Source organism: Diaphorobacter sp. LI3 (genome assembly GCF_022807955.1).
Classification (GTDB): domain Bacteria; phylum Pseudomonadota; class Gammaproteobacteria; order Burkholderiales; family Burkholderiaceae_C; genus Diaphorobacter; species Diaphorobacter nitroreducens.
In genome coordinates, this window is the sequence record NZ_CP094346.1 from 718,717 (window position 1) to 738,006 (window position 19,290).

The 19,290-nt window shown below is 69.1% G+C and carries 19 protein-coding genes; 3 read left to right on the forward strand and 16 right to left on the reverse strand.

The genetic code is table 11. The features are described from left to right. Positions 1–48: 48 nt before the first annotated feature. The 15 genes from MRB47_RS03370 to flgB form a co-directional block, all read right to left on the reverse strand. A complete protein-coding gene (locus MRB47_RS03370) occupies positions 49–1,527 on the reverse strand; it encodes a nitronate monooxygenase (protein ID WP_252101908.1) in 1,479 nt (492 codons plus the stop codon). Positions 1,528–1,707: 180 nt separating this feature from the next. Next, positions 1,708–3,114 carry a sodium-dependent transporter gene (locus MRB47_RS03375; protein WP_172208735.1) on the reverse strand — a complete coding sequence of 469 codons (1,407 nt, stop codon included), beginning with the start codon at positions 3,112–3,114 and terminating at the stop codon, positions 1,708–1,710. A gap of 70 nt (positions 3,115–3,184) precedes the next feature. Further along, a complete protein-coding gene (locus MRB47_RS03380; protein ID WP_103738062.1) occupies positions 3,185–4,426 on the reverse strand; it encodes an HDOD domain-containing protein in 1,242 nt (413 codons plus the stop codon). A gap of 88 nt (positions 4,427–4,514) precedes the next feature. Then, on the reverse strand, positions 4,515–5,777 hold the full coding sequence (gene flgL / locus MRB47_RS03385) for a flagellar hook-associated protein FlgL (protein ID WP_123676777.1): 1,263 nt from the start codon (positions 5,775–5,777) through the stop codon (positions 4,515–4,517). 11 nt (positions 5,778–5,788) lie between these two features. Then, on the reverse strand, positions 5,789–7,783 hold the full coding sequence (flgK, locus tag MRB47_RS03390) for a flagellar hook-associated protein FlgK (protein WP_252101909.1): 1,995 nt from the start codon (positions 7,781–7,783) through the stop codon (positions 5,789–5,791). 26 nt (positions 7,784–7,809) lie between these two features. Then, a complete protein-coding gene (flgJ, locus tag MRB47_RS03395) occupies positions 7,810–8,754 on the reverse strand; it encodes a flagellar assembly peptidoglycan hydrolase FlgJ (RefSeq protein WP_252101910.1) in 945 nt (314 codons plus the stop codon). Between the two features lie 82 nt (positions 8,755–8,836). Next, a complete protein-coding gene (locus MRB47_RS03400) occupies positions 8,837–9,961 on the reverse strand; it encodes a flagellar basal body P-ring protein FlgI (RefSeq protein ID WP_015914369.1) in 1,125 nt (374 codons plus the stop codon). A 177-nt stretch (positions 9,962–10,138) separates the two neighbouring features. Continuing rightward, complete coding sequence (locus MRB47_RS03405; RefSeq protein ID WP_015914368.1) at positions 10,139–11,119, reverse strand: hypothetical protein; 981 nt, start codon at positions 11,117–11,119, stop codon at positions 10,139–10,141. Further along, entirely contained in the window at positions 11,120–11,836 is a 717-nt protein-coding gene (locus tag MRB47_RS03410; RefSeq protein WP_015914367.1) for a flagellar basal body L-ring protein FlgH, read from the reverse strand. Positions 11,837–11,859: 23 nt separating this feature from the next. Continuing rightward, positions 11,860–12,642, reverse strand: a complete 783-nt coding sequence (gene flgG / locus MRB47_RS03415) for a flagellar basal-body rod protein FlgG (RefSeq protein WP_011806919.1) — start codon at positions 12,640–12,642, stop codon at positions 11,860–11,862. 18 nt (positions 12,643–12,660) lie between these two features. Further along, a complete protein-coding gene (locus MRB47_RS03420; RefSeq protein WP_011806918.1) occupies positions 12,661–13,401 on the reverse strand; it encodes a flagellar basal body rod protein FlgF in 741 nt (246 codons plus the stop codon). A gap of 26 nt (positions 13,402–13,427) precedes the next feature. Continuing rightward, positions 13,428–15,023 (reverse strand): flagellar hook protein FlgE, encoded by a 1,596-nt coding sequence (locus MRB47_RS03425; protein WP_088888268.1) that lies wholly within the window; start codon positions 15,021–15,023, stop codon positions 13,428–13,430. Positions 15,024–15,051: 28 nt separating this feature from the next. After that, on the reverse strand, positions 15,052–15,702 hold the full coding sequence (locus MRB47_RS03430; RefSeq protein ID WP_015914365.1) for a flagellar hook assembly protein FlgD: 651 nt from the start codon (positions 15,700–15,702) through the stop codon (positions 15,052–15,054). Positions 15,703–15,723: 21 nt separating this feature from the next. Then, a complete protein-coding gene (gene flgC / locus MRB47_RS03435; protein WP_011806915.1) occupies positions 15,724–16,128 on the reverse strand; it encodes a flagellar basal body rod protein FlgC in 405 nt (134 codons plus the stop codon). A 21-nt stretch (positions 16,129–16,149) separates the two neighbouring features. Further along, entirely contained in the window at positions 16,150–16,566 is a 417-nt protein-coding gene (flgB, locus tag MRB47_RS03440; RefSeq protein WP_088888269.1) for a flagellar basal body rod protein FlgB, read from the reverse strand. 225 nt (positions 16,567–16,791) lie between these two features. Between flgB and flgA the strand changes: the two genes are divergently transcribed. From flgA to MRB47_RS03455, 3 genes are all read left to right on the forward strand, one after another. Then, positions 16,792–17,544 carry a flagellar basal body P-ring formation chaperone FlgA gene (gene flgA / locus MRB47_RS03445; RefSeq protein WP_011806913.1) on the forward strand — a complete coding sequence of 251 codons (753 nt, stop codon included), beginning with the start codon at positions 16,792–16,794 and terminating at the stop codon, positions 17,542–17,544. A gap of 93 nt (positions 17,545–17,637) precedes the next feature. Then, positions 17,638–17,961 (forward strand): flagellar biosynthesis anti-sigma factor FlgM, encoded by a 324-nt coding sequence (gene flgM / locus MRB47_RS03450; protein WP_011806912.1) that lies wholly within the window; start codon positions 17,638–17,640, stop codon positions 17,959–17,961. 56 nt (positions 17,962–18,017) lie between these two features. Next, positions 18,018–18,365, forward strand: a complete 348-nt coding sequence (locus tag MRB47_RS03455) for a hypothetical protein (protein WP_015914363.1) — start codon at positions 18,018–18,020, stop codon at positions 18,363–18,365. A gap of 210 nt (positions 18,366–18,575) precedes the next feature. On the opposite strand, the gene MRB47_RS03460 is transcribed toward MRB47_RS03455, so the two are convergent. Continuing rightward, on the reverse strand, positions 18,576–19,289 hold the full coding sequence (locus MRB47_RS03460; RefSeq protein ID WP_011806910.1) for an RNA polymerase sigma factor FliA: 714 nt from the start codon (positions 19,287–19,289) through the stop codon (positions 18,576–18,578). Position 19,290: the final 1 nt, after the last annotated feature.

Below are 19,290 nucleotides of genomic sequence, written 5' to 3' on the forward strand. Positions count from 1 at the left end.
GCGCTTGATGGGCAAGCGCAAGCAGCTCTCTTTTACGTAGCGTTGGCGTCAACGCCGCGGCGGCGTGAGCCCCAAGGCGGTGTTCACCTTGTCCAGGTTGTCCACGTGTGCCTGCAGCATCTCCTGCAGCCCGGCGCGGATGCCCGTATCGTCCACCAGCGGCAGCAGCTCGCGCAGCTTCTTGGCCACCCAGCCCTGGCCGCGGTTGAGGAAGGCCAGGCGCTCGCGCAGGTCGGGCACGGCCATGGCCTTGTCGTAGAAGTCGCCCGTGCGGCTGCCGGGCGTGCCCTCCAGCGTGCGGATGGCGCGCATCAGCATGCCGCACCACTTCACTTCGTCGCGGTGGATGGCGTCGATCAGCGCGCGCAGCGCTTCGTCCTCGGTTTCGGTGCGGCTGCGCAGCGCCACGCGCGCGCCGGCGCGCTCGGCCTCCAGCAGCTCGTCCAGCCGCGCGATGAGTGGGGCGTGGCGCTCGCGCTCCGCATCTCCCGCGTAGCACACGGGGGACGCCACGGCCACGGGCGTGTCGTTCAGCAGCCGCAGGTGTGCGGCGGCCTCGGCGGCGATGCGGCGCAGCCGCTCGCCCGCGGGTTCGATGGCCGTGATGCGCCCCACACCCTGGCCGGCGTACAGCGCCATGGCCTCGAAGTCGCCGGTCATGGAGCGCAGCGGCGAGTCGGTGCTGAACAGGTAGATGGGCCGGCCTTCCTCGTCGCCGATCACCGTGCGTGGGATGTCGCCTGTGGCGGCGAACGGGTCGCCGCGCTCGCGCCGCGTGACGCTGTTGGCCAGCACACGCACCGCGGCGTGGGGCGGCCAGTTGATGTGGAAGTCCTCGGTCAGCACGGTGTCGCCGGCCTGCGCGGCCACCAGCCGCTGCTTGTGCGCGTCGTGGGCGAAGGACTCGTGCGTGGCCATCAAGGCGGTCCCCAGCACCGCGGCCTGCGCGCCCTGGGCCAGTACACGCGCCACGCCCTGCCCATCGGCCAGGCCGCCCGCGGCGGCCACGGGGACGCTGGCCATCGCCAGTACCTCGGACAACAGCTCGGCCAGCGGCTGGCGCCCGCGCACATGGCCGCCGGCCTCCACGCCCTGCGCGATGAGCGCCTGCGCGCCGGCCTCCTGCGCCTGCAGCGCCTCGGCGGCGGAGCCGATCTGGTGCACCACGGTGATGCCCGCTGCGCGCAGCCGCGCGATCACGCCGGCATCCACGTCCCAGAACAGGCTGACCACGGGCACCTGCAGCGCGATCAGCAGGTCCACCTGCGCGCGCAGCAGGGGCGCGGGCGTGGCCGCGGGGATCAGGTTCACGCCGAAGGGCAAGGCCGTGCGCTGGCGCACCTGCGCCACCTCGCGCTCGATCAGCGCCAGCGGCTCGCGCACCATGCCCAGGAAGCCGAACCCGCCGGCCTCGGTCACCGCAGCCACCAGTTCGCTGCGCGACACGCCGCCCATGCCCGCGAGCATCAGCGGCAGGCGGCAGCCCAGCAGGCGGCACAGAGGGGTGGCGGGCGGGGCGTCGTGCATGGAGTTCTCCTGTGGGCTGGCGGCTATGGAAGAGCCGGCCATCATGCGTCCTGCGCCACGCACGGCGCAAAGGCCATGCCGGCGCCATGGATGGCGTGCGCTATGAAAAAACTAGCTGCTTGCGCTCGCCAGGAAAGGGTTGCGCGGTGTTTTTGCTCAAAACGCCGAGGTGCCGCGCCGTCACGCGCCGGAGAACACCCCCAGCCCCGCGAGCATGACCAGCAGGATCAGCACCGGCGTGACCCAGCGCAGCAGCAGGCTCACGACGCGGGCCAGCCCCTGGTTGCCCAACTGCCCGTGGTTGGAGAGTTGCGCCGCGAATGCGCGCTCGCCCCAGGCCCAGCCGACGAAGAGCGCGATGGCGATGCCCCCCGCGGGCAGCAGCAGGTTGGACGAGAGGTAGTCCGCCCAGTCGAACAGGGTGCGCCCGCCCGGCTGGAAGGCGGCCAGCGTGCTCTGGCTCAGGGCGCAGCCCGCGCCCAGCAGCCCCAGGATCAGCAGCGTGAGCAGCGTGGCCCGGGGCCGGCTCAGGCCCCAGCGCTCGTGCAGGATGACGACCGGCACCTCCATCAGGGAGAGCATGGCGCCGGTCGCGGCGATGGCGGTGAGGAGGAAGAACGCCGCCAGCAGCACCGAGCCACCCGGCATCTGTGCGAACACCGCGGGGATCGTGATGAACACCAGGGATGGCCCCGCCGACGGCTGGAAGCCGAAGCTGAACACCGCGGGGAAGATCGCCATGCCCGCCAGCAGCGACACCGACAGGTCGGCCAGCATCACGCGCGTGGCGGTGGCCGGGATGTTCTGCTCGGCGGTGAAGTAGCTGCCGTAGGTCATCATCGTGCCCATGCCGATGGACAGCTTGAAGAACGCCAGGCCCATGGCGGTCAGCACCACCGCGGGCGTGATCTTGTGCCACTCGGGCGCGAACAGGAACGACAGCGCCTGGCCCGCGCCGGGCAGCGTCAGGCTGTAGCCGCCCAGCAGCACCAGCAGCAGGAACAGCAGCGGCATCAGCCGTTTGGTGGCCGCCTCGATGCCGCGGGTGACGCCCAGCAGCAGGATGCCGCCGATGAAGGCCAGCACCACCCACTGCCACAGCAGCGCCTGCACCGGGTCCCGCACCAGGGCGTCGAAGCTGGCCTGCGTCTGCACCGGGTCGCTGGACAGCAGGCTGCCCGACAGGGCCTTGGCCACGTAGGCAAACACCCAGGCGACGACCTCGGAATAGAACGCCATGATCAGGAACGCCGCCGCCATGCCTGCCACGCCGATCAGCCACCACGGCGCGCCGCGGGGCTGCAACTGGCGCAGCGCAGAGATGGGATTGGCGCGCGCCTGGCGGCCGATGGCGATCTCGGCCACCATGAGCGGCAGGCCGATGAACAGCGTCGAGAGCAGGTAGATCAGCAGAAAGCCCGCGCCACCGTTGGCCCCGGTAAGCGAGGGGAACTTCCAGATGTTGCCCAGCCCGACGGCGGAACCCAGCGTGGCGGCGAGCACGCCCAGGCTGGAGGAGAAGGCGCCGCGGCTGGTGGCTGCGTGGGCGCGGGAGGCGTCGGTGCTTGAAGGGCCGGATTTGCTCATGATTTGATAGTGGTCTGCGCGCCTGGATTGTGCGCTACGGCCCAAAACCACCACTGGCCGTGAGTCGCCATCAGTGCGCGTGCGGGCGCTCCACCACCAGCTCGGACAGCACGCGCAGCAGCGCGCGGTTGACGTATTCCAGCTCCAGCTCATGCGTCTCGCACAGCTGCCGGATGGCGCCCGCGTCGTCGCTCTCCAGCGCGCAGGCCATCTCCAGGCTGGGGGCGTAGGGGCCGGTGCGCAGCACTGCGGCGTCGTACACCCGCTCGGACAGCGGCACGCGGCGCAGGATGGTGCCCAGAGGCTCGCGCAGCACCTCGTCCAGCTGCGAGAACAGTCCGCTCAGGTACACCTCGCGGCGCAGGTCTTTGCCCACGCCAGCGTCCAGCAGGTGCTCGGTCAGGCGCGCGCGCAGCACCATGCTGGCGCGGATGGGGCGCAGGTCGGGTTCGGTGGCAGCGTGCGGCAACTGGTCGGCCAGCCAGCGCCCCAGCGAGCCGTAGCCCATCATCACCAGACCGCGGCGCAGCGAATCCACGCCGGTGGACAGGCCGAGCGCAGCGGAGTTGGTGTAGACCATGAAGCGGTAGGCCAGCAGCGGATCCTCGCCCAGGATCTGCTCGAAGCGGTCGATGGACTGCTCGTCGTCGATGGCCTTCATGAGCTTGAGCACCACCTCGTGCGCGGGCTGGGGCTGGCGATGGCGCAGGCTGTAGAGCACGTCCTCCACGGGCCAGCCGGCCACGGCCAGCGCGCCGCCTTCGTCCAGGCAGTGCGTGAGCAGCGCGCGGCTGGCCACGTTGTCATACACCTGTCCGGCGATCAGCGGACTGCGCTGGCCGGCGGCACGGGGGCTGGCATCGCTGCGCCCCGCAGCGGCGGCCTGCAGGGCCTGCACGGCATCGCTGCTGGACAGGTGCAGCAGGCTGTTGTCGAACAGCCGCGCGGTGTCGGCGTCGGGCAGGTGGTCCAGCTCGCCGCGCCACACCAGGCGCAGGCCGCGGGCGTGGGCCTGGCGCGCGCGCTCGCGGATCGCGGGCACGTCCAGCCAGGCCTGGGGCACTTCGATCCAGGGCGCGCCGCGAGGGGCGTGCTCCAGCAGGTCCACCAGCAGCTGCTGCGAGCGAGCGGACAGCAGCAGCGGCGGCGAGCTGGAGGTCCACAGTTCCTGGATGGTGCGCAGCAGGTGCGGCGCATCCACCAGGGTGGCGCCCTCGCTGTGAACGTACAGCTGGATGCCGGCCAGCCGGCGCGCGGCATTCCAGAGGGGCCGGTAGCCCAGCACCAGGCTGCCAAGAACGGATTGGACCATGGGGTAGAAGTGTGGTCAGAGCGGGATGCCGGCCATTGTCACGCCAGTCGCGCGGGCGCGCACGTGGCGAAACCCTGCGTGCGCGGCGTCAGCTGATGAAATTGAAGAGCGACAGGCGCTGCACCTGCGCGTAGGACTTGAGCGCGGCCTCGTAGCCCACGCTGGCGTTCTGGAAGTCCGAGATACCCTGCACCATGTCGAGGTCCTCCGCGCGCGAGCGGTCGGCTTCGAGCTGGATCGAGCGCTTGTCCTGGTCGCCGGTGATGCGGTCGGCGCGGTTGAGCAGCTCGCCCGCATAGCCGCGCATGTTGTGCAGGCGTTCCATGCCGGCGTCGATGTTGGCCAGGGCCTGGCCGACGGCCTGGGACGCGGCCACGCTGTCGGTGGCGTCGGTGATCCCGCGGATCGCGCTGTCGATGGTGCCCATCAGGCTGGAGCTGGGCTGCAGGGCAACGCTGTCGCCCGCCGCGGGCGTGCCCGTCAGGCTGAACGACATGACCGTGTCCGGGCCCTCGTTGATGGTGATGGGAATGGGCTGGCCGGTCTTGACGGGCGCGGTGGTCACGTTCGAGGTGGTCACCGTGCCGTCCTTGGCGGTCTTGGTCAGCGTGTAGTCGACGACGGTGGTGCCCGCTACCGGGTCCACCGTGACGGTGTTCACGGCCAGCGCATACTGCGCCCCGTCCAGTGCCTCGCGGTTGGAGGTCGTGATGGCGCTCGTTACCAGGGAACTGCCCGCGCCGCGCGTGACGGTGGCGGTGTACACGCCGTCGCGCACCGGGTCGAACATCAGCGCGGCATGCCCGTCCACGGTGGTGGGTATCGCCGCGCCACTGCTGGCTGCCTGCCCCGGCAGTCCGGCGAACAGGTAGTCGGGGTTGCTCAGCAGCGGGCCGGTGAAGGGCTCCAGCGCACTGCCCAGCGCGCCCAGCAGGGGAACGCCGTTGGTGTCCTTGCGGTTGATCACCTGCGTGAGCTGCTCGCGCAGGCTCTGGATCTGGTTGGCGTAGGTCTTGCGGTCCTCGGGCTTGAGCGCGCCGCCGCCAGCGGCCACGACCAGCTGGCGAATCTCTTGCACCAGTCCCACGGCGTCGCCCAGGGTGGACTCGGCCTGCGCGATGGCGTTGCGCTGCACGTCCAGCGCGCGTTGCTCGGTCTGGATGCGGCTGATGCGCGTGAGCGCGCGCTCGGCCTGGGCGGCGGCCACGGGGTCGTCGCTGGGACGCACCACGCGCTTGCCCGCGGTGAGGTTCTCCTGCAGGTCCACCAGGGTTTTCTGCCGCGCGCTGAGGTTGCGCAGCGTGGCGTCGTACATGTTGGCGGTGCTGACGCGATAGAAAGAGCTGCTCATGGCGGTTCCTTTCAGCGGCCCATGGTCTGGATCAGGTTGTCGAAAATGTTCTGCGCAATCTGCAGCATCTTGGCGGATGCCTGGTAGGCCTGTTGGTATTGGATGAGCCGCGCGGCCTCCTCGTCCAGGTTCACACCGGAGACGGCCGTGCGGCTGGCTTCCAGGTTGCTGGCGATGGAGCCCGAAAGCTTGGCCGCGTACTGCGCGCTTTGCGTGCGCGTGCCCACCTGGGCCATGAGGCCCGCATAGCCGTCGGCCAGCGAGGACTCGTCGAACATTTTCACGTCGCGCAGCGCCATGAGGGCGCTGGCGTTGCCCGCGTTGCGGGTGTAGATGTCGCCGTACTGCGGGTCCAGGGCATTGCCCACGTTGACCGTGTCGCCATCCTTGGGCGTGCCCTGCAGGGTGATGGACCAGCCATTGATCTGGATGGGGACGCCCGGTGTGAACGTCTGGCCCGTGGCAACCGCCGTGGGGGGCGTGGTTCCCCGGTTGTACACGTCGTATGTCGCGGGCGGGCCGGCGGTGAAGGCCAGCTGGATGCCACCGGGATAGGTGGGCGGCGTGGCTGTGTCGCCGTTGGGAGGCAGCACCAGGCCCGGGGGATTGGGCTGGCCCGTGGCCTTGAGTTCCGCCAGTTGCAGCGTCCCCGCGTTGGAGGTTCCCATGGCCGCATTGATGGGGTTGGCGGCGGCCAGGTCGCGCGGGGAATACACCAGCGACTGGATGTTGGCCGCCGCGCTGGCGAAGGGCTTGAACAGCACGCGTTCGTTCACGGCGCCCGCGGTGGTGAACTTGAAGGTCAATCCGTCCACCATCGTGCCCGCCGGGTCGGTCAGGTCGGCGACGGCCGTGGTCTTGCCGTCGGACAGGCGAATGATCTGGCCTGCGGGGGCCGGGCCCGTGAAGCGCACTTCGTAGTCCGACGCGGCGAACTCGGTGGGCGAGAACTGCGTGCTGTCGCTCAGGTCGATGCTGCCCACCGCGGTGCCGCTGGTGTGGCCCACGACCGATGCGGGCGTGGAGAACAGCGGCTTGCCGGGCTGGCCCTCCAACGTCAGGCCCAGCGTCTGCTGGTGGTTCAAGGTGGTGCCGATGGCCAGCGCCATGCGCCCCAGCAGGTTGCGGCCCTCGGCCAGGTCCTGGTTGGCAAAGCGCAGCAGGCCGGCCACTTCGCCGCCGCCCAGCATGCCCTCGTTCAACTCCACGGGCGCGCCGCCCGCGGGCTTGAAGAACAGCTGCGTGAGCTGGCTCCCCGGGAACTGCTGGGATTCCGCCACCAGCACCTCGCTGGCCTTGTCGCCCAGCACCAGCGCCTGGCTGCCGCCGATGAACACGCCCACCGTGCCGTCGTCGGCTGGGATCTGCGTGGTCTGGATGAACTGGTTGAGTTCGCGAATCAGCTGGTCGCGCTTGTCCAGCAGGTCGTTGGGAGTCTGGCCGTTGCCCTTGACGCGGGCGATCTGCTCGTTCACGTCGGCGATGCTCTTGGCCAGCGAATTGATGCGCGTGGCGTCGTTCTGCAGCTGCTCGTTGACCGAGTATGCGATCTCCTGCAGCTGCTCCGCGCTGCTGCGCATGCGAGCGGCCATCTCGTCCATGCGGGTGAGCGTGACGGTGCGTGCCGTGATGTCGGTGGGCGACGCCACCACATCGGCCAGCGAGTTCAGCATGTCGGTGATGGCTGCCCCCAGGCCGCTGGTGCCCCCCTGGAATACGTCCTGCAGTTGCCCCAGGCGCTCGGCGCGCACCGTGTCGCCCGCCTGTACCGCCTGGGCGGCCGCGGCCTGGCGCGTCAGCAGCTCGCTGTGGTTGCGCAGGATGGTGGCCACCTGCACGCCGTTGCCGATGTAGCCTGAGCCGGTGAACTGGCCCTGCACGGTCTCCATCGCCACGTTCTGGCGCGAATATCCGGCCGTGCTGACGTTGGCGATGTTGTGCCCGGTGGTCTGCAAGGCGACCTGATTGGCGAGGAGGGCGCGGGCGCCGACGTTCAGAAGACTCATGGTTCAGTGCGTTGGTTCTTATGGATTCAGGCCTGCGTGCCGGATGCCTGGGCCAGCACGGGCGCGCTGGGGGTGCGCGCCACGCCGAGCGTGCTCTGGATGGCGCGGCTGAGCTTGGCGGCGTATTGCGGATCGGTGGCGTAGCCGGCCTTCTGCAGCTCCGTGGCGTAGGCGACGGCGGAATGGGTCTTCTCGCGCGCCTTCTCGTAGCGCGGGTTGTCGTTGATCAGGCGTGCGTAGTCGCGGAACGACTCCTCGAACGAGTCGTAGGCGCGGAACTTGGCGACCACCTTGCGCGGCGCGCCGTTGATGTATTCGGTGGTGGTCACCTCGGCCACCTTGCCGGTCCAGCCCTTGCCGGCCTTGATGCCGAACAGGTTGAAGGAGTTGCTGCCGTCCTTGTGGCGGATCTCGCCCTTGCCCCAGCCCGTCTCATGCCCGGCCTGGCCCAGCATGAAGCTGGCGGGGATGCCGCTGCTGCGTGCCACGCGCTCGGCCGCGGCGCGGTGGTGCTGCACGAAGTCGTCACGCCCCTTGGGCGACGCGGCACGCGGATTGTCGGCAGGCGCGGCCTTGCGCAGCGCGACGTCCATGCTCAGCGTGGAGCCCGGCACCAGCGTGGTCTGGCCGTCGCCGCCCAACTGGCGCGAGAGCTGGCGCTGGATGGCCTCGGCCAGCCCACCGGGCTGGCCTGCCATCTGCACCGACAGCTGCTGGTCGAACAGGTCGCTGGCCAGGTTGCCCTCGGCGCCCTCCAGCAGGCCGGACTTCATCGTGGCCTCGCGCATGCTCTTGATGAGCTCGCGCATGAACAGGGATTCGAGCTGTTTGGCCGCCTCCAGCGTGGCGTCCTGGGTGGCCTGGGCGTTGCCCTGGCTGGCTTGCGCCTTGAGGCTGTTGAGTGCGCGGCCGTCCACGGCCAGCGCCTGGCGTGCGGACGTTGCGCCTGCATTGGGGAGCGAAAGGCTCATGTCCACCTCCCGTCGCGCCGCACGCGGCATGGGCCTTGAATGGAAGCGGCGCCGCCGCGGGGAAGGGTGCGCAGGAGCGGCATCAGATCACCTCCAGCTCGGCGTTGAGAGCGCCTGCGGCCTTGATGGCCTGCAGGATGGCCAGCAGGTCCTGCGGTGTGGCGCCCAGCGTGTTGAGCGCGCGCACCACGTCGGCCAGCTGCGGCGAGGCGGGCACCTGCATCACCTTGCCGCCGTCCTGCTGGATGGCGATGTCGCTCTTTTGCGCCACCACGGTCACGCCGCGCGACAGCGGGCTGGGCTGGCTGATGACCGGTGTGGTGCTGATGGTGATGGACAGGTTGCCGTGCGCGATGGCGCAGGGGCCCAGCGTCACCGCCTGGTTGAGCACGATGGAGCCGGTGCGCGCGTTGATGACCACCTTGGCTGCGGGCGTGGAGTCGGGCAGTTGCAGCTCCTCCAGCTCGGCGATGAAGTTGACGCGCGCGCCGGGGTCCTGCGGCGCGCGCACCTGCACGGTGCGCCCGTCCAGCGCCACGGCGGTATCCGGGCCCGAGCGTGCGTTGATGGCCAGCGCCACCTTGCGCGCGGCCTGGAAGTCCGAGGCATTCAGGCCCAGGGTGATGGTGTCGCTGTCGTGCAGCGGCGTGGGCACGGCGCGCTCGACCTGGGCGCCATCGGGGATGCGTCCAGCGCTCAGGTGGTTGATCTGCACCTTGCTGCCGCCGGCCGATGCGCCCGCCCCGCCCACCACCACGTTGCCCTGCGCCAGGGCGTAGATCTCGCCGTCCGCGCCGCGCAGCGGCGTGGCGATCAGCGTGCCGCCCTTGAGCGACTTGGCGTTGCCGATGGAGGACACCGCCACGTCGATCATCTGCCCCGGCTGGGCGAAGGCGGGCAGTTGCGCCGTGATCACCACCGTGGCCACGTTCTTGAGCTGCGGCGCCGTGGTGCCCGGCGGCAGGCTGATGCCCGCCTGCTGCAGGTAGTTGGACATGGCCTGCGCGGTGAACGGCATCTGCGTGGACCGGTCGCCCGTGCCGTCCAGGCCCACCACCAGGCCGTAGCCGGACAACTGGTTGCTGCGCACGCCCTGCACGGCCGCGATTTCCTTCAGGCGCACGGCCTGCGCGGGCGCGGCCAGGCCCAGGGCGGTGGCCAGGGCCACCAGGCAATGGACGATGCGGGAGTAGGGCAAGGCTTTCATGCCCCCGATTGTGGGCAGCCGGGCCTTTGGGCAATGCGCGGAAAAGCGGGGGCTTTTGGGGCGTTTATCGGCGCTGGGGCGGCGGGTGTGGCGTGGCTTGCCGGTGGCGCAGCGCTGATAGCAAAATTGGCCTCCAGCGCTTTACCATCAAGCGCTAGTAGCTATAAAAGTAATAGTTTACTTGCGCGTGCGCGCGGCCCTGGCGGGCGCTGCGGCATGGCGGATGCAGTAGTAGTAGCCGTTGGGCACGCTGGCCAGGTGGTTGGGCCGCGCGCGGCCCGCGCCGTCGTGCGCAAGCGCCGTGTCGTACAGGCCCGCCTGCACGTGGTACACGCCGGCCGGCTGCAGGGCCACGCCGCCGCCGTAGAAGCCCGCGGCCTCGGCGGTTTCCAGTTCTGCCGCCGTGGGCAGGGCGGCGTTCTGCGACTGGCAGTAGCGCAAGGCCGCATCGCGCGACACCAGCCGGTCGGCATGGCCCGGCGCGGCCGTGAGCCACTGCGCGCTGCCCAGCGGGTTCTGGTGGGCCGTGAAACGCGTGCCCTGGAAGTAGTCGAACAGGTCGCGCGCCAGCGCCTCGGCCAATAGCGGCGCGGGCGCCGTGGCGGTGAAGCTCTGCGACGCACCGCTGCGCAGCTTGACCAGCGTGGCCGTGGCCTGCACCAGCGCGCCGTCCAGCCGCGTGTAGGTGATGTAGGCGGCCAGCGTGATGCGGCCCACGCGGCTGGGAAGGTCGTCCCGTGCGGAGGGGCGCTGCAGCTGCTCGGGGGTGATGTCGGCGAAGTCGAAGCGCAGTTTGGGGTTGCGCGTGTTGATGCGCCGTGCTTGCCGGTCCAGCTCGGCGATCAGCTGTACGTTGAGGCTGCGCCCCAGCTCGGCCAGGGCCGCGCGCTCGTGGTGGGCCTGCAGGCCGTCCACCGCTTGCAGCGCGGCGGCCACCTTGGCGGGGTCGGTCTTGTCGGCATGCAGGTCGGCAATGATCTGGCGGTCCTGGCCGTAGTCCCCCAGGTCGGAGGCGCGGATCACCGGGATGTTGGGCCACACGGTGAAGGGCTGGTCCACCGGGTCGCGGAAGTCCTGCGCGCCCGCCGGCGCGCAGGCCAGTGCCGCCACCAGCGCGGCCGCGCGCAGGGCACCTGCCCACAAGCGTTGCAGCGTCATTTAGAACGGGCTGATGGTGTTGAACGCGCGCGCCAGCCAGCCCATGGCCTGGGCCTCGGCCTGCTCGCCCAGGCCGCGCGAGATCACGCGCACATTGGCCACGTAGCGCGAGTCGATCACGCTGCCCGGATGGCCGGGCTGGCCGCGGCGCAGGTGGCGGGGGTCGACGATGCCCGAGAAGCGCAGCACATCCACGCTGCGGTTCACGCCCACCTGCTTCTCGCCGGTGATGACCAGGTGGCCGTTGGGCAGCACTTCGGTGACGAGGGTGGTGATGTTGCTCTTGAACTCGTTCTTGCTGGCGGTGTTGCCGCTGCCGTTGAAGGTGTTCTCGTAGCCTGCGCCCAGGCCCGATCGCGCGGCCAGCTTGCCCACCGTGGAGGGGGCCAGCAGCGGCAGCGCCGTGATGCTGCCCTTGGTGTCGCCGTTGCGGTTGACGTTGGACTTGGTGTCCTGCTTGGCGTCGATGCTCTCCAGGATCTCGATGGTGACCATGTCGCCCACCAGGCGCGCGCGTTGATCCTCGAAAGCAGGCCGGTAGCTGGCGGCATGGAACAGGCTTCCCGAGGCCGGGCCGGCGGGGCGCGGCAGGGCGGCGATCGGGGGCGGTGTGGTGGGCAGCACGTCCACCGGCGGGGGCGGGTTGATGCTGGCGCAGCCGGCGGCCAGCGCGGCAGCGGTGGCCGCTGCCAGAAGGCGCAGGAGGGAGGTGGTCATGGCAGGGTTCCTTGTCATGCGGCTCACAGCTGCGACAGCTTGGCCAGCATCTGGTCGGACGTCTGGATAGCCTTGGAATTCATTTCGTAGGCGCGCTGGGTCTGGATCATGGTGACCAGTTCCTCCACCACGTTGACGTTGGAGTTCTCCAGGAAGCCCTGCTTGATGATGCCCAGGCCGTTGGTGCCCGGCTCGGCCTGCTGCGGCGCGCCGGAGGCGGCGGACTCGCGGTACAGGTTCTGTCCCACGGGCTCCAGGCCCGCGGAGTTGATGAAGCTGGACATGCCCAGCTGGCCGATCTGCTGGGGGTTGGGGTTGCCCGCCACGGTCACGCTTACCATGCCGCGCTCGCTGATGCTGATGCTCTTGGCGTCCGCCGGCACGGTGATGCCGGGCGCCACGGGCAGGCCGCTGGAGGTGACCACGCGGCCCTGCGAGTCGAGCTTGAACGCGCCGTCGCGCGTGTAGCCGGTGGTGCCGTCGGGCAACTGGACCTCAAAGAAGCCGTTGCCGTCGATGGCCACGTCCAGGCTGTTGCCCGACTGCTGCAGGCTGCCCTGCGTGAAGTTGCGGCTGGTGGCGACCACGTTCACGCCCAGGCCCAGGTGCAGGCCCGTGGGCAACTGGTTCTCCTCGGTGGTTTGGCTGCCGACCTGGCGCAGGTTTTGGTAGATCAGGTCCTCGAACACCGCGTTGTTGCGCTTGAAGCCCGTGGTGGACACGTTGGCGAGGTTGTGCGAGATCACGTCCAGCTGGGTCTGCTGGGCGGTCATGCCGGTCTTGGCGATCCACAGCGAATTCATCATGGCGGTAGTCCTTCAGGGTTAGCCGTTGAGGCTCAGCAGCTGGCCTGCGCTCTTGTCGTCGCTCTCGGCGGTCTGCAGCAGGCGCATTTGTTGTTCGAACTGGCGGGCGGCGGCGATCATGCCGACCATGCATTCCACCGGGTTCACGTTGGATCCCTCCAGCACGCCCGAGCGCAGGCGCGCGTTGGGGTCGGCGGGCAGCGGGTCGCCGCCGGCCGTGCGGAACAGCCCGTCGTCGCCGCGCTTGAGCGGGTTGTCCGCCGCGGGCGTGGCCAGTTTCAGGCGGGCCACGGGCTGGGGTACTTCGCCCGCCAGGCGGGCGGTGATGGTGCCGTCGGCGCCCAGCGTCACTTCGGCATTAGGGGGCACGTCGATGGGTGCGCCGCCGTCCGAGAGCACGGCCATGCCGGTGCTGGTGACCAGCTGTCCGGCGGCAGTGACCTGAAAGGACCCGGCGCGCGTGTAGGTTTCCACGCCGTCCAGCCCCTGCACGGCGAACCAGGCATTGCCCACGGCCATGGCGTCCAGCGGACGGCCCGTGGTCTGCGCGGGGCCGGGTGTGTCCACATGGCCCGAGGTGGCCTCCAGCGCGAACACGCGCGTCGTGGAGCCGCCGCCTTGCAGCGGCACCGAGCGGAAGTTGGACATCTCGGCGCGAAAGCCGGTGGTGGAGGCGTTGGCCAGGTTGTTGGCCAGCACCGCCTGCCGGTGCGCGGCGGCATTCGCGCCGGTCATGGAGGTGTAGATGATGCGGTCCATGGAGTGGCCTCGGCGTCAGTGGGTTATCAGCGCAGGTTGACGAGGGTGGACATCACCTGGTCCTGCGTCTTGATGGTCTGGGCGTTGGCCTGGTAGGCGCGCTGGGCGGTCATCATGTTGACCAGCTCGGCCGTCAGGTCCACGTTGGAGTCTTCCAGGGCGCCGGCGCGCAGCGCGCCGAAGTTGCCATCCGTGGGCGCACCCAGCACGGGCTGGCCCGATTCGTAGGTCTCCACCCAGTTGTTGCCGCCCACGGCCGCCAGGCCCTGCGTGTTGCGAAAGCTCGCCAGCGCGATCTGGCCCTCGGCACGCGTCACGCCGTTGGAGTAGCGGGTCATGATCATGCCGTTGTTCTCGACATTGATGCCCGTGAGCTCGCCCGAGGTGTAGCCGTCCTGCGAGAGCTCGGAGACGGCGAACTTGGTGCCGAACTGGGTGACATTGTTCAGGTCCAGCGTGACAGGGTAGGAGCCTGGCGCGGGGTTGCTGCCCGGCGCCGTGGGGCTGTTGGGGTTGGCCGGGCTGGGGTTGACCATGAGCGCCAGCTCGAACGACTGCTTGGCGGCCGCGGGCGCATCGGTCAGGTCGGCCACCCCGAAGGTGCCGCCGGCGGGCGACGTGCCGCCCGCGTAGTCCACCAGGTTGTCCTTCAGGCGGGCGGAGGCCACGAGGCTGTTGGTGGGCGCGTCCGAATAGGTGAAGTCCCAGGCGTCTTCGGGGTTGGTGAAGCTCAGCGTGGTCTCGCGGATGGCATACACGCCCTGGTCGTCCGGGCCGTAGAAACGGTAGGTGAAGGACGTGGGGAAATCGTCCTTTTGCGTCAACGCCGGGTCCGCGTTGGCGACCGAGGTGGCCACGGGCTCCAGCGTGGCGGCCACGGCACCGTTCTTGTCGGCGATCAGGCGGCCGGTGATGGCGGGGACCGTCGGCGGCGTGGTGGTCAGGTCGTCCAGTTGGTTGTAGATGTCCCAGGTGTTCGCGCCGTTCTTCTCGAAGTAGAAGGACAGCGGCGTGGCCACGCCCTGGCTGTCGTACACGTTGAGCGAGGTGCCGTAGGTCGTGCGCGGCGTAGCCGCCACGGGTGGGGTGGCGCCCGGGTCGCCCTTGGCGTTGGGCGTGCGGGCATCCAGGTTGAAGGCCGTCTTGATGGCCGTGGTCTGCCGGGCCGGGATGGGCGCCGTGGTGGGGAAGGTCAACGGCACGGCCGTGCTGGAGGTGCGCAGGCCGGTCACGGGGTCGATGGGGTAGCCCATGACCTGGGCGCCGTCATTGGTGACCACGTTGCCCACGTTGTCCAGCTTGAAGTTGCCAGCGCGCGTGTAGGCACGCGAGCCATCCGGCATCTGCAGCGTGAAAAAACCGTTGCCGTTGATGGCCACGTCCAGGCTGTTGCCCGTGACGGTGAGGTTGCCCTGGTTGAACTGCTGCGCAATGGCCGACACCTCCACGCCAATGCCGGAGTTGGTGCCGCTGGACGCGCCGATGGCCGAGGCGATCATGGCCGCGAATTCGGTGCGCGAGGCCTTGAAGCCCGTGGTGTTGGCGTTGGCGATGTTGTGGCCGATCACATCGAGGTTCTTGGCCGACGCGTTCAGGCCCGAGAGGCCTTGCTGGAAACCCATGGTGTTCTCCTGGAGGAAAGCGCGGCTCTCAGAGCACGCTGTGAATGCGGAAGTAGTTGACGATGTCGCCGTTGTCCAGCGTGAGCGTCAGCGCACCGGCGTTGGAGCCCGTGGCGACCACCTGCGCCTCGGACAGCCCTGTCGCGGTGACCGCGGTCTCGCCCGACGTGGCCCGCACGCGGAACCGCAGGTCGGCAGCGTTGCCGCTGTAGCCGGCGGCGTCCCACTCGAAAGAGCGGCGGCCCTTGTCCTGTGCGCCGAGGTCCACGGTGTCCACCACCACGCCGCCGGGCGTGACGATGTCCACCTGCACGTCGGTGGCGGTGTTGTCCAGGTTGAAGTAGCCCTTGCCCTTGCCGTCGCTGACGCTCAGGCGGTCGCCCTCGGTCAGCACCGAGCGGCCGATGAGCGAGATGCCCTGGATCTGCTGCATGGTCGAGAACTCCTCGGCCATGGTTTGCATGGTGAGGTTGAGCGTCTGGATGCCGGTGACGGTGTTGATCTGCGCCATCTGCGTGGTCATCTGCGCGTTGTCCAGGGGGTTCATCGGGTCCTGGTTGTTCAACTGCGCGACCAGCAGCTTGAGGAAGCGGTCTTGCATGGCCGCGGGGTCGTTGGTCGCGTTGGCCGAAGCGCCGGTGTTGGTCGTGGCGGTGGTGCCGATGGGGTTGAGGATCATGGCGTGCTTTCGGAGGGCGGTTTACTGGCCCATCTGCAGGGTCTTGAGCAGCAGCGTCTTGGCCGTGTTCATGACCTCCACGTTGTTCTGGTACGAGCGCGAGGCCGAGATCATGTTGACCATCTCCTCCACGGCGTTCACGTTGGAGTGGGTCACGTAGCCTTCGGCGTCGGCCATGGGGTTGGCCGGGTCGTGCACGCGGCGGCCGGGCTGGTCGCTCTCCTGGATGGACGACACGCGCACGCCCGCGGCGCTCTCAGGCCCCATGGGCGCGGTCTGGAAGACCACCTGGCGCGCCTTGTACGCCTGGCCGTCGGGGCCGGCCACGGCGTCCACGTTGGCCAGGTTGCTGGCCACGACGTTCAGCCGCTGCGACTGTGCGCTGATGGCGCTGCCCGAGACGTTGAAGATGGAGAACATGGACATGGCGGGTGCTCTCTTTCGGGATTACTGGCCCTGGATGGCGCTGAGCATGGTCTTGGACTGGCCGTTGATGAAGCGCAGCGTGGCCTCGTAGCGCACGGCGTTGTCCACGAACGCGGCGCGCTCGCGGTCCATGTCCACGGTGTTGTTGTCCAGGCTCGGCTGGGTCTGCAGGGCATAGCCCAGCGTGCTGTCCGAGCTGCCACTGGCGGCTGCCGGAAGCGGGATGTGGCGCGGGTCGCTCACGCTCTGGCTGCGCAGGGGGCTGGGGTTCTGAGCTTCGTTCACGGCACGCATGGCATCGGCAAACTTGAAGTCGCGCGCCACGTAGCCGGGCGTGTCCGCGTTGGCGATGTTGCTCGCGATGGCACGCTGGCGCTCCGAGCGCAGCAGCAAGGCGCTTCCGTGAAAGTCCAGGCGGTTGGTCATCTTGTCGAGCATGTGGGCCTCGGCGTGTAAAAAAGGGGTTCGGCCGCCATGGCCCAGGGGGCTTGTGGCGTGCGTCGATTATGGAAATCGCCCCGTTTTTCTAAAGCGCGAAGAGCGATGGGATTGGCCCGTTGTTCCGCGCTTGGCGCATGCGGTGGCCAGCCTACAGTGGCAGGTGTGAAAAGGCGTCCGGGGCCCGTTGTGCCGGACCGCCGTCAGACCCGTTGGAGTCCCGTCATGCCGCTTCCTATCCTGCGCTCATCCCGCCTTGCCTGCCTTCGCTTCCTGATGGGCGGCGCGCTGGCGCTGGGCTCTGCCCTGGCGCTGCCCGCCCATGCCCAGCAGGGAGGCGATCAGACCGCCGAGCTGGGCTCGATCACCCAGCACTGGCTGGACGATGCGCTGGCCCAGGCGCAGGCCGGGGGGCTGCCGCTGCGCATGGAAGTCAGTGTGGGCACGCTGGATTCGCGCCTGCGCCTGGCGCCCTGCGCGCGCGTGGAACCCTATCTGCCCGCTGGTGCCCGCCTGTGGGGGCGCACCCGCCTGGGCCTGCGCTGCGTGGACGGCCCCACCCGCTGGAACGTGTTCCTGCCCATCACGGTCAAGGCCTTCGGCCCCGCTTGGGTGCTGGCCGGCAATGTGGGCACCGGCGCAGTGCTGAGCGAGCAAGATGCCATCGAGGCCGAGGTGGACTGGGCCGCAGAACCCGCGGCCATCGTGGCCAACCCCAAGGACTGGGTGGGGCAGACCGCCACCCGTCCGCTGTCCGCCGGCCAGGCGCTGCGCCAGAACATGGTGCGCGCCCCCGACCTGTTCAAGGCCGGCTCTGCGGTGCGCGTGGTGGTGCAGGGGCCGGGTTATGCGGTCACCTCCTCGGGCCAGGCCATGAGCGCGGGCGCTCAAGGACAGAGTGTGCGCGTTCGCATGGCCAATGGGCGCATTATTGGGGGTACTGTGCTTGAGGATGGGACAATAGAAGCCACTTTGTGAGCCGCGAGGCACCACAAAGCGCTAAAGTCTGCTCCCTGCCGGCCGAAAACATGGCTACTGGCCCCACATCTCACAGGGGTGGTGGAGAGTGCGATGAAGATTGGACACAACCCGGATACTGCGACTGCGCTGTCAAAGGCCGCTGCCAACAAGCAGCAGGCCAAGGCCGCCGCACCTGCGCCGGCCGCTGAAGAAGCGGCCCAGGGCGCGACGCGCGCCGCCGCAGGCGTGCCCGTCACGCTGTCGGCCGCCGCCCGCGGGGTGGACGCCACCAAGTCCACGGCCGACTTCGACACTGCCAAGGTCAAGGCGATCAAGGCTGCCATCGAAAAAGGCACCTTCCGCGTGGACGCCGAAGCCGTGGCCGACAAGCTGCTGGCCAACGCCTACGAAACCCTGTCCCACTCGCGGGGCTGACCCGCCCTCCTGGGCCGGCTGGCCCGCCGGGGTGACAGGCTCTAGACTTGCACCCCATGTCACTCGACGACACCCTCACCTCCATCGAAGCGCAGCTGCAGGACATGCAGGCTGCGCTTCTTGCTTCCAACCTCCAGACTTTTGAAGACACTGCGGTGCAGCTGCGCGGCGCTGCCATGGCGCTGGCCCAGGCCCTGGCGCCTGTGGCGGGCGCGCTGGAGCCCGCCGCCGCGCAAAGGGTGCAGGCCATCGGCCGGCAATTGACGCTGGTGCGCGACCAACTGGCCCGGGTGATGGCGCTGACCGAGCGACAGGCGGCGTCGCTGCTGCCGCCCGTGGAGGGGGTGACTTACGGGCCTTCGTCCGGCGCTGCGGGGGCACGGATTTACCGGGCACCGGGGTGACTTTTAGCCCGAATTGCCGCCTGAGGCTTATGGGGTAAGCGCTGGCAGCTATCTTTTTTGATGGGTTCTTGGGGCTTGATGCTGTTGACCGGGACCCGCCCCGGCGGGCGCATATCCCGGCCCGCGCCATGAAAAGCCGCACCACAAGCTCAGAAAAATAGCTGCCCGCGCTTGTCCAGCAAGCGCAAAACAGCTATTTCATCCAAAAAATCAGTGCCCCCGCATCTTCGTCCGCAACCGCGCAATCGCCTGGCTGTGCAGCTGACACACGCGCGATTCGGTCACGCCCAGGACGGCGGCGATTTCCTTCAGGTTCATGTCGTGCTCGTAGTACATGCCCATGATGTACTGCTCGCGCTCAGGCAGGGCCTTGATGGCCTCGACCAGCGAGGCGCGTAGGCGCTGGTCGCGCAGCACGGCCATGGGATCGGCGCCCTCGTCGGCCACGTGGCGGTCCAGGAAGCCCTCGTCCTCGTCATCGTGGTGAAAGTCTTCCAGGTACACCAGCTGCGTGCCGCGCACCTTGCTCAGCAGGGCCTGGTAGTCCTCCAGGCTCATGCCCAGTTCGGCGGCGATCTCGGACTCGATGGGGCTGCGGCCCAGGCGCTGCTCCACGCGGTGCAGGGCATGCTCGATGTCCTTCTGGCTCTTGCGCGAGCTGCGGCTCATCCAGTCGCCCTCGCGCAGCTCGTCGAGCATGGCGCCGCGGATGCGCTGGCTGGCAAAGGTCTCGAACTGCACGCCCTGCGCGACTTCGTAGCGCGAGAGCGCGTCGTTCAGACCGATCATGCCGACCTGGATCAGGTCGTCCAGCTCCACGTTGGGCGGGAGCTTGGCGATCATGTGGTGGGCGATGCGCCGCACCAGGGGCACGTGCTGGTGGAACAGCGCGTCCCGGTCGAGCTGGCCTTTCGCGGTGTACATC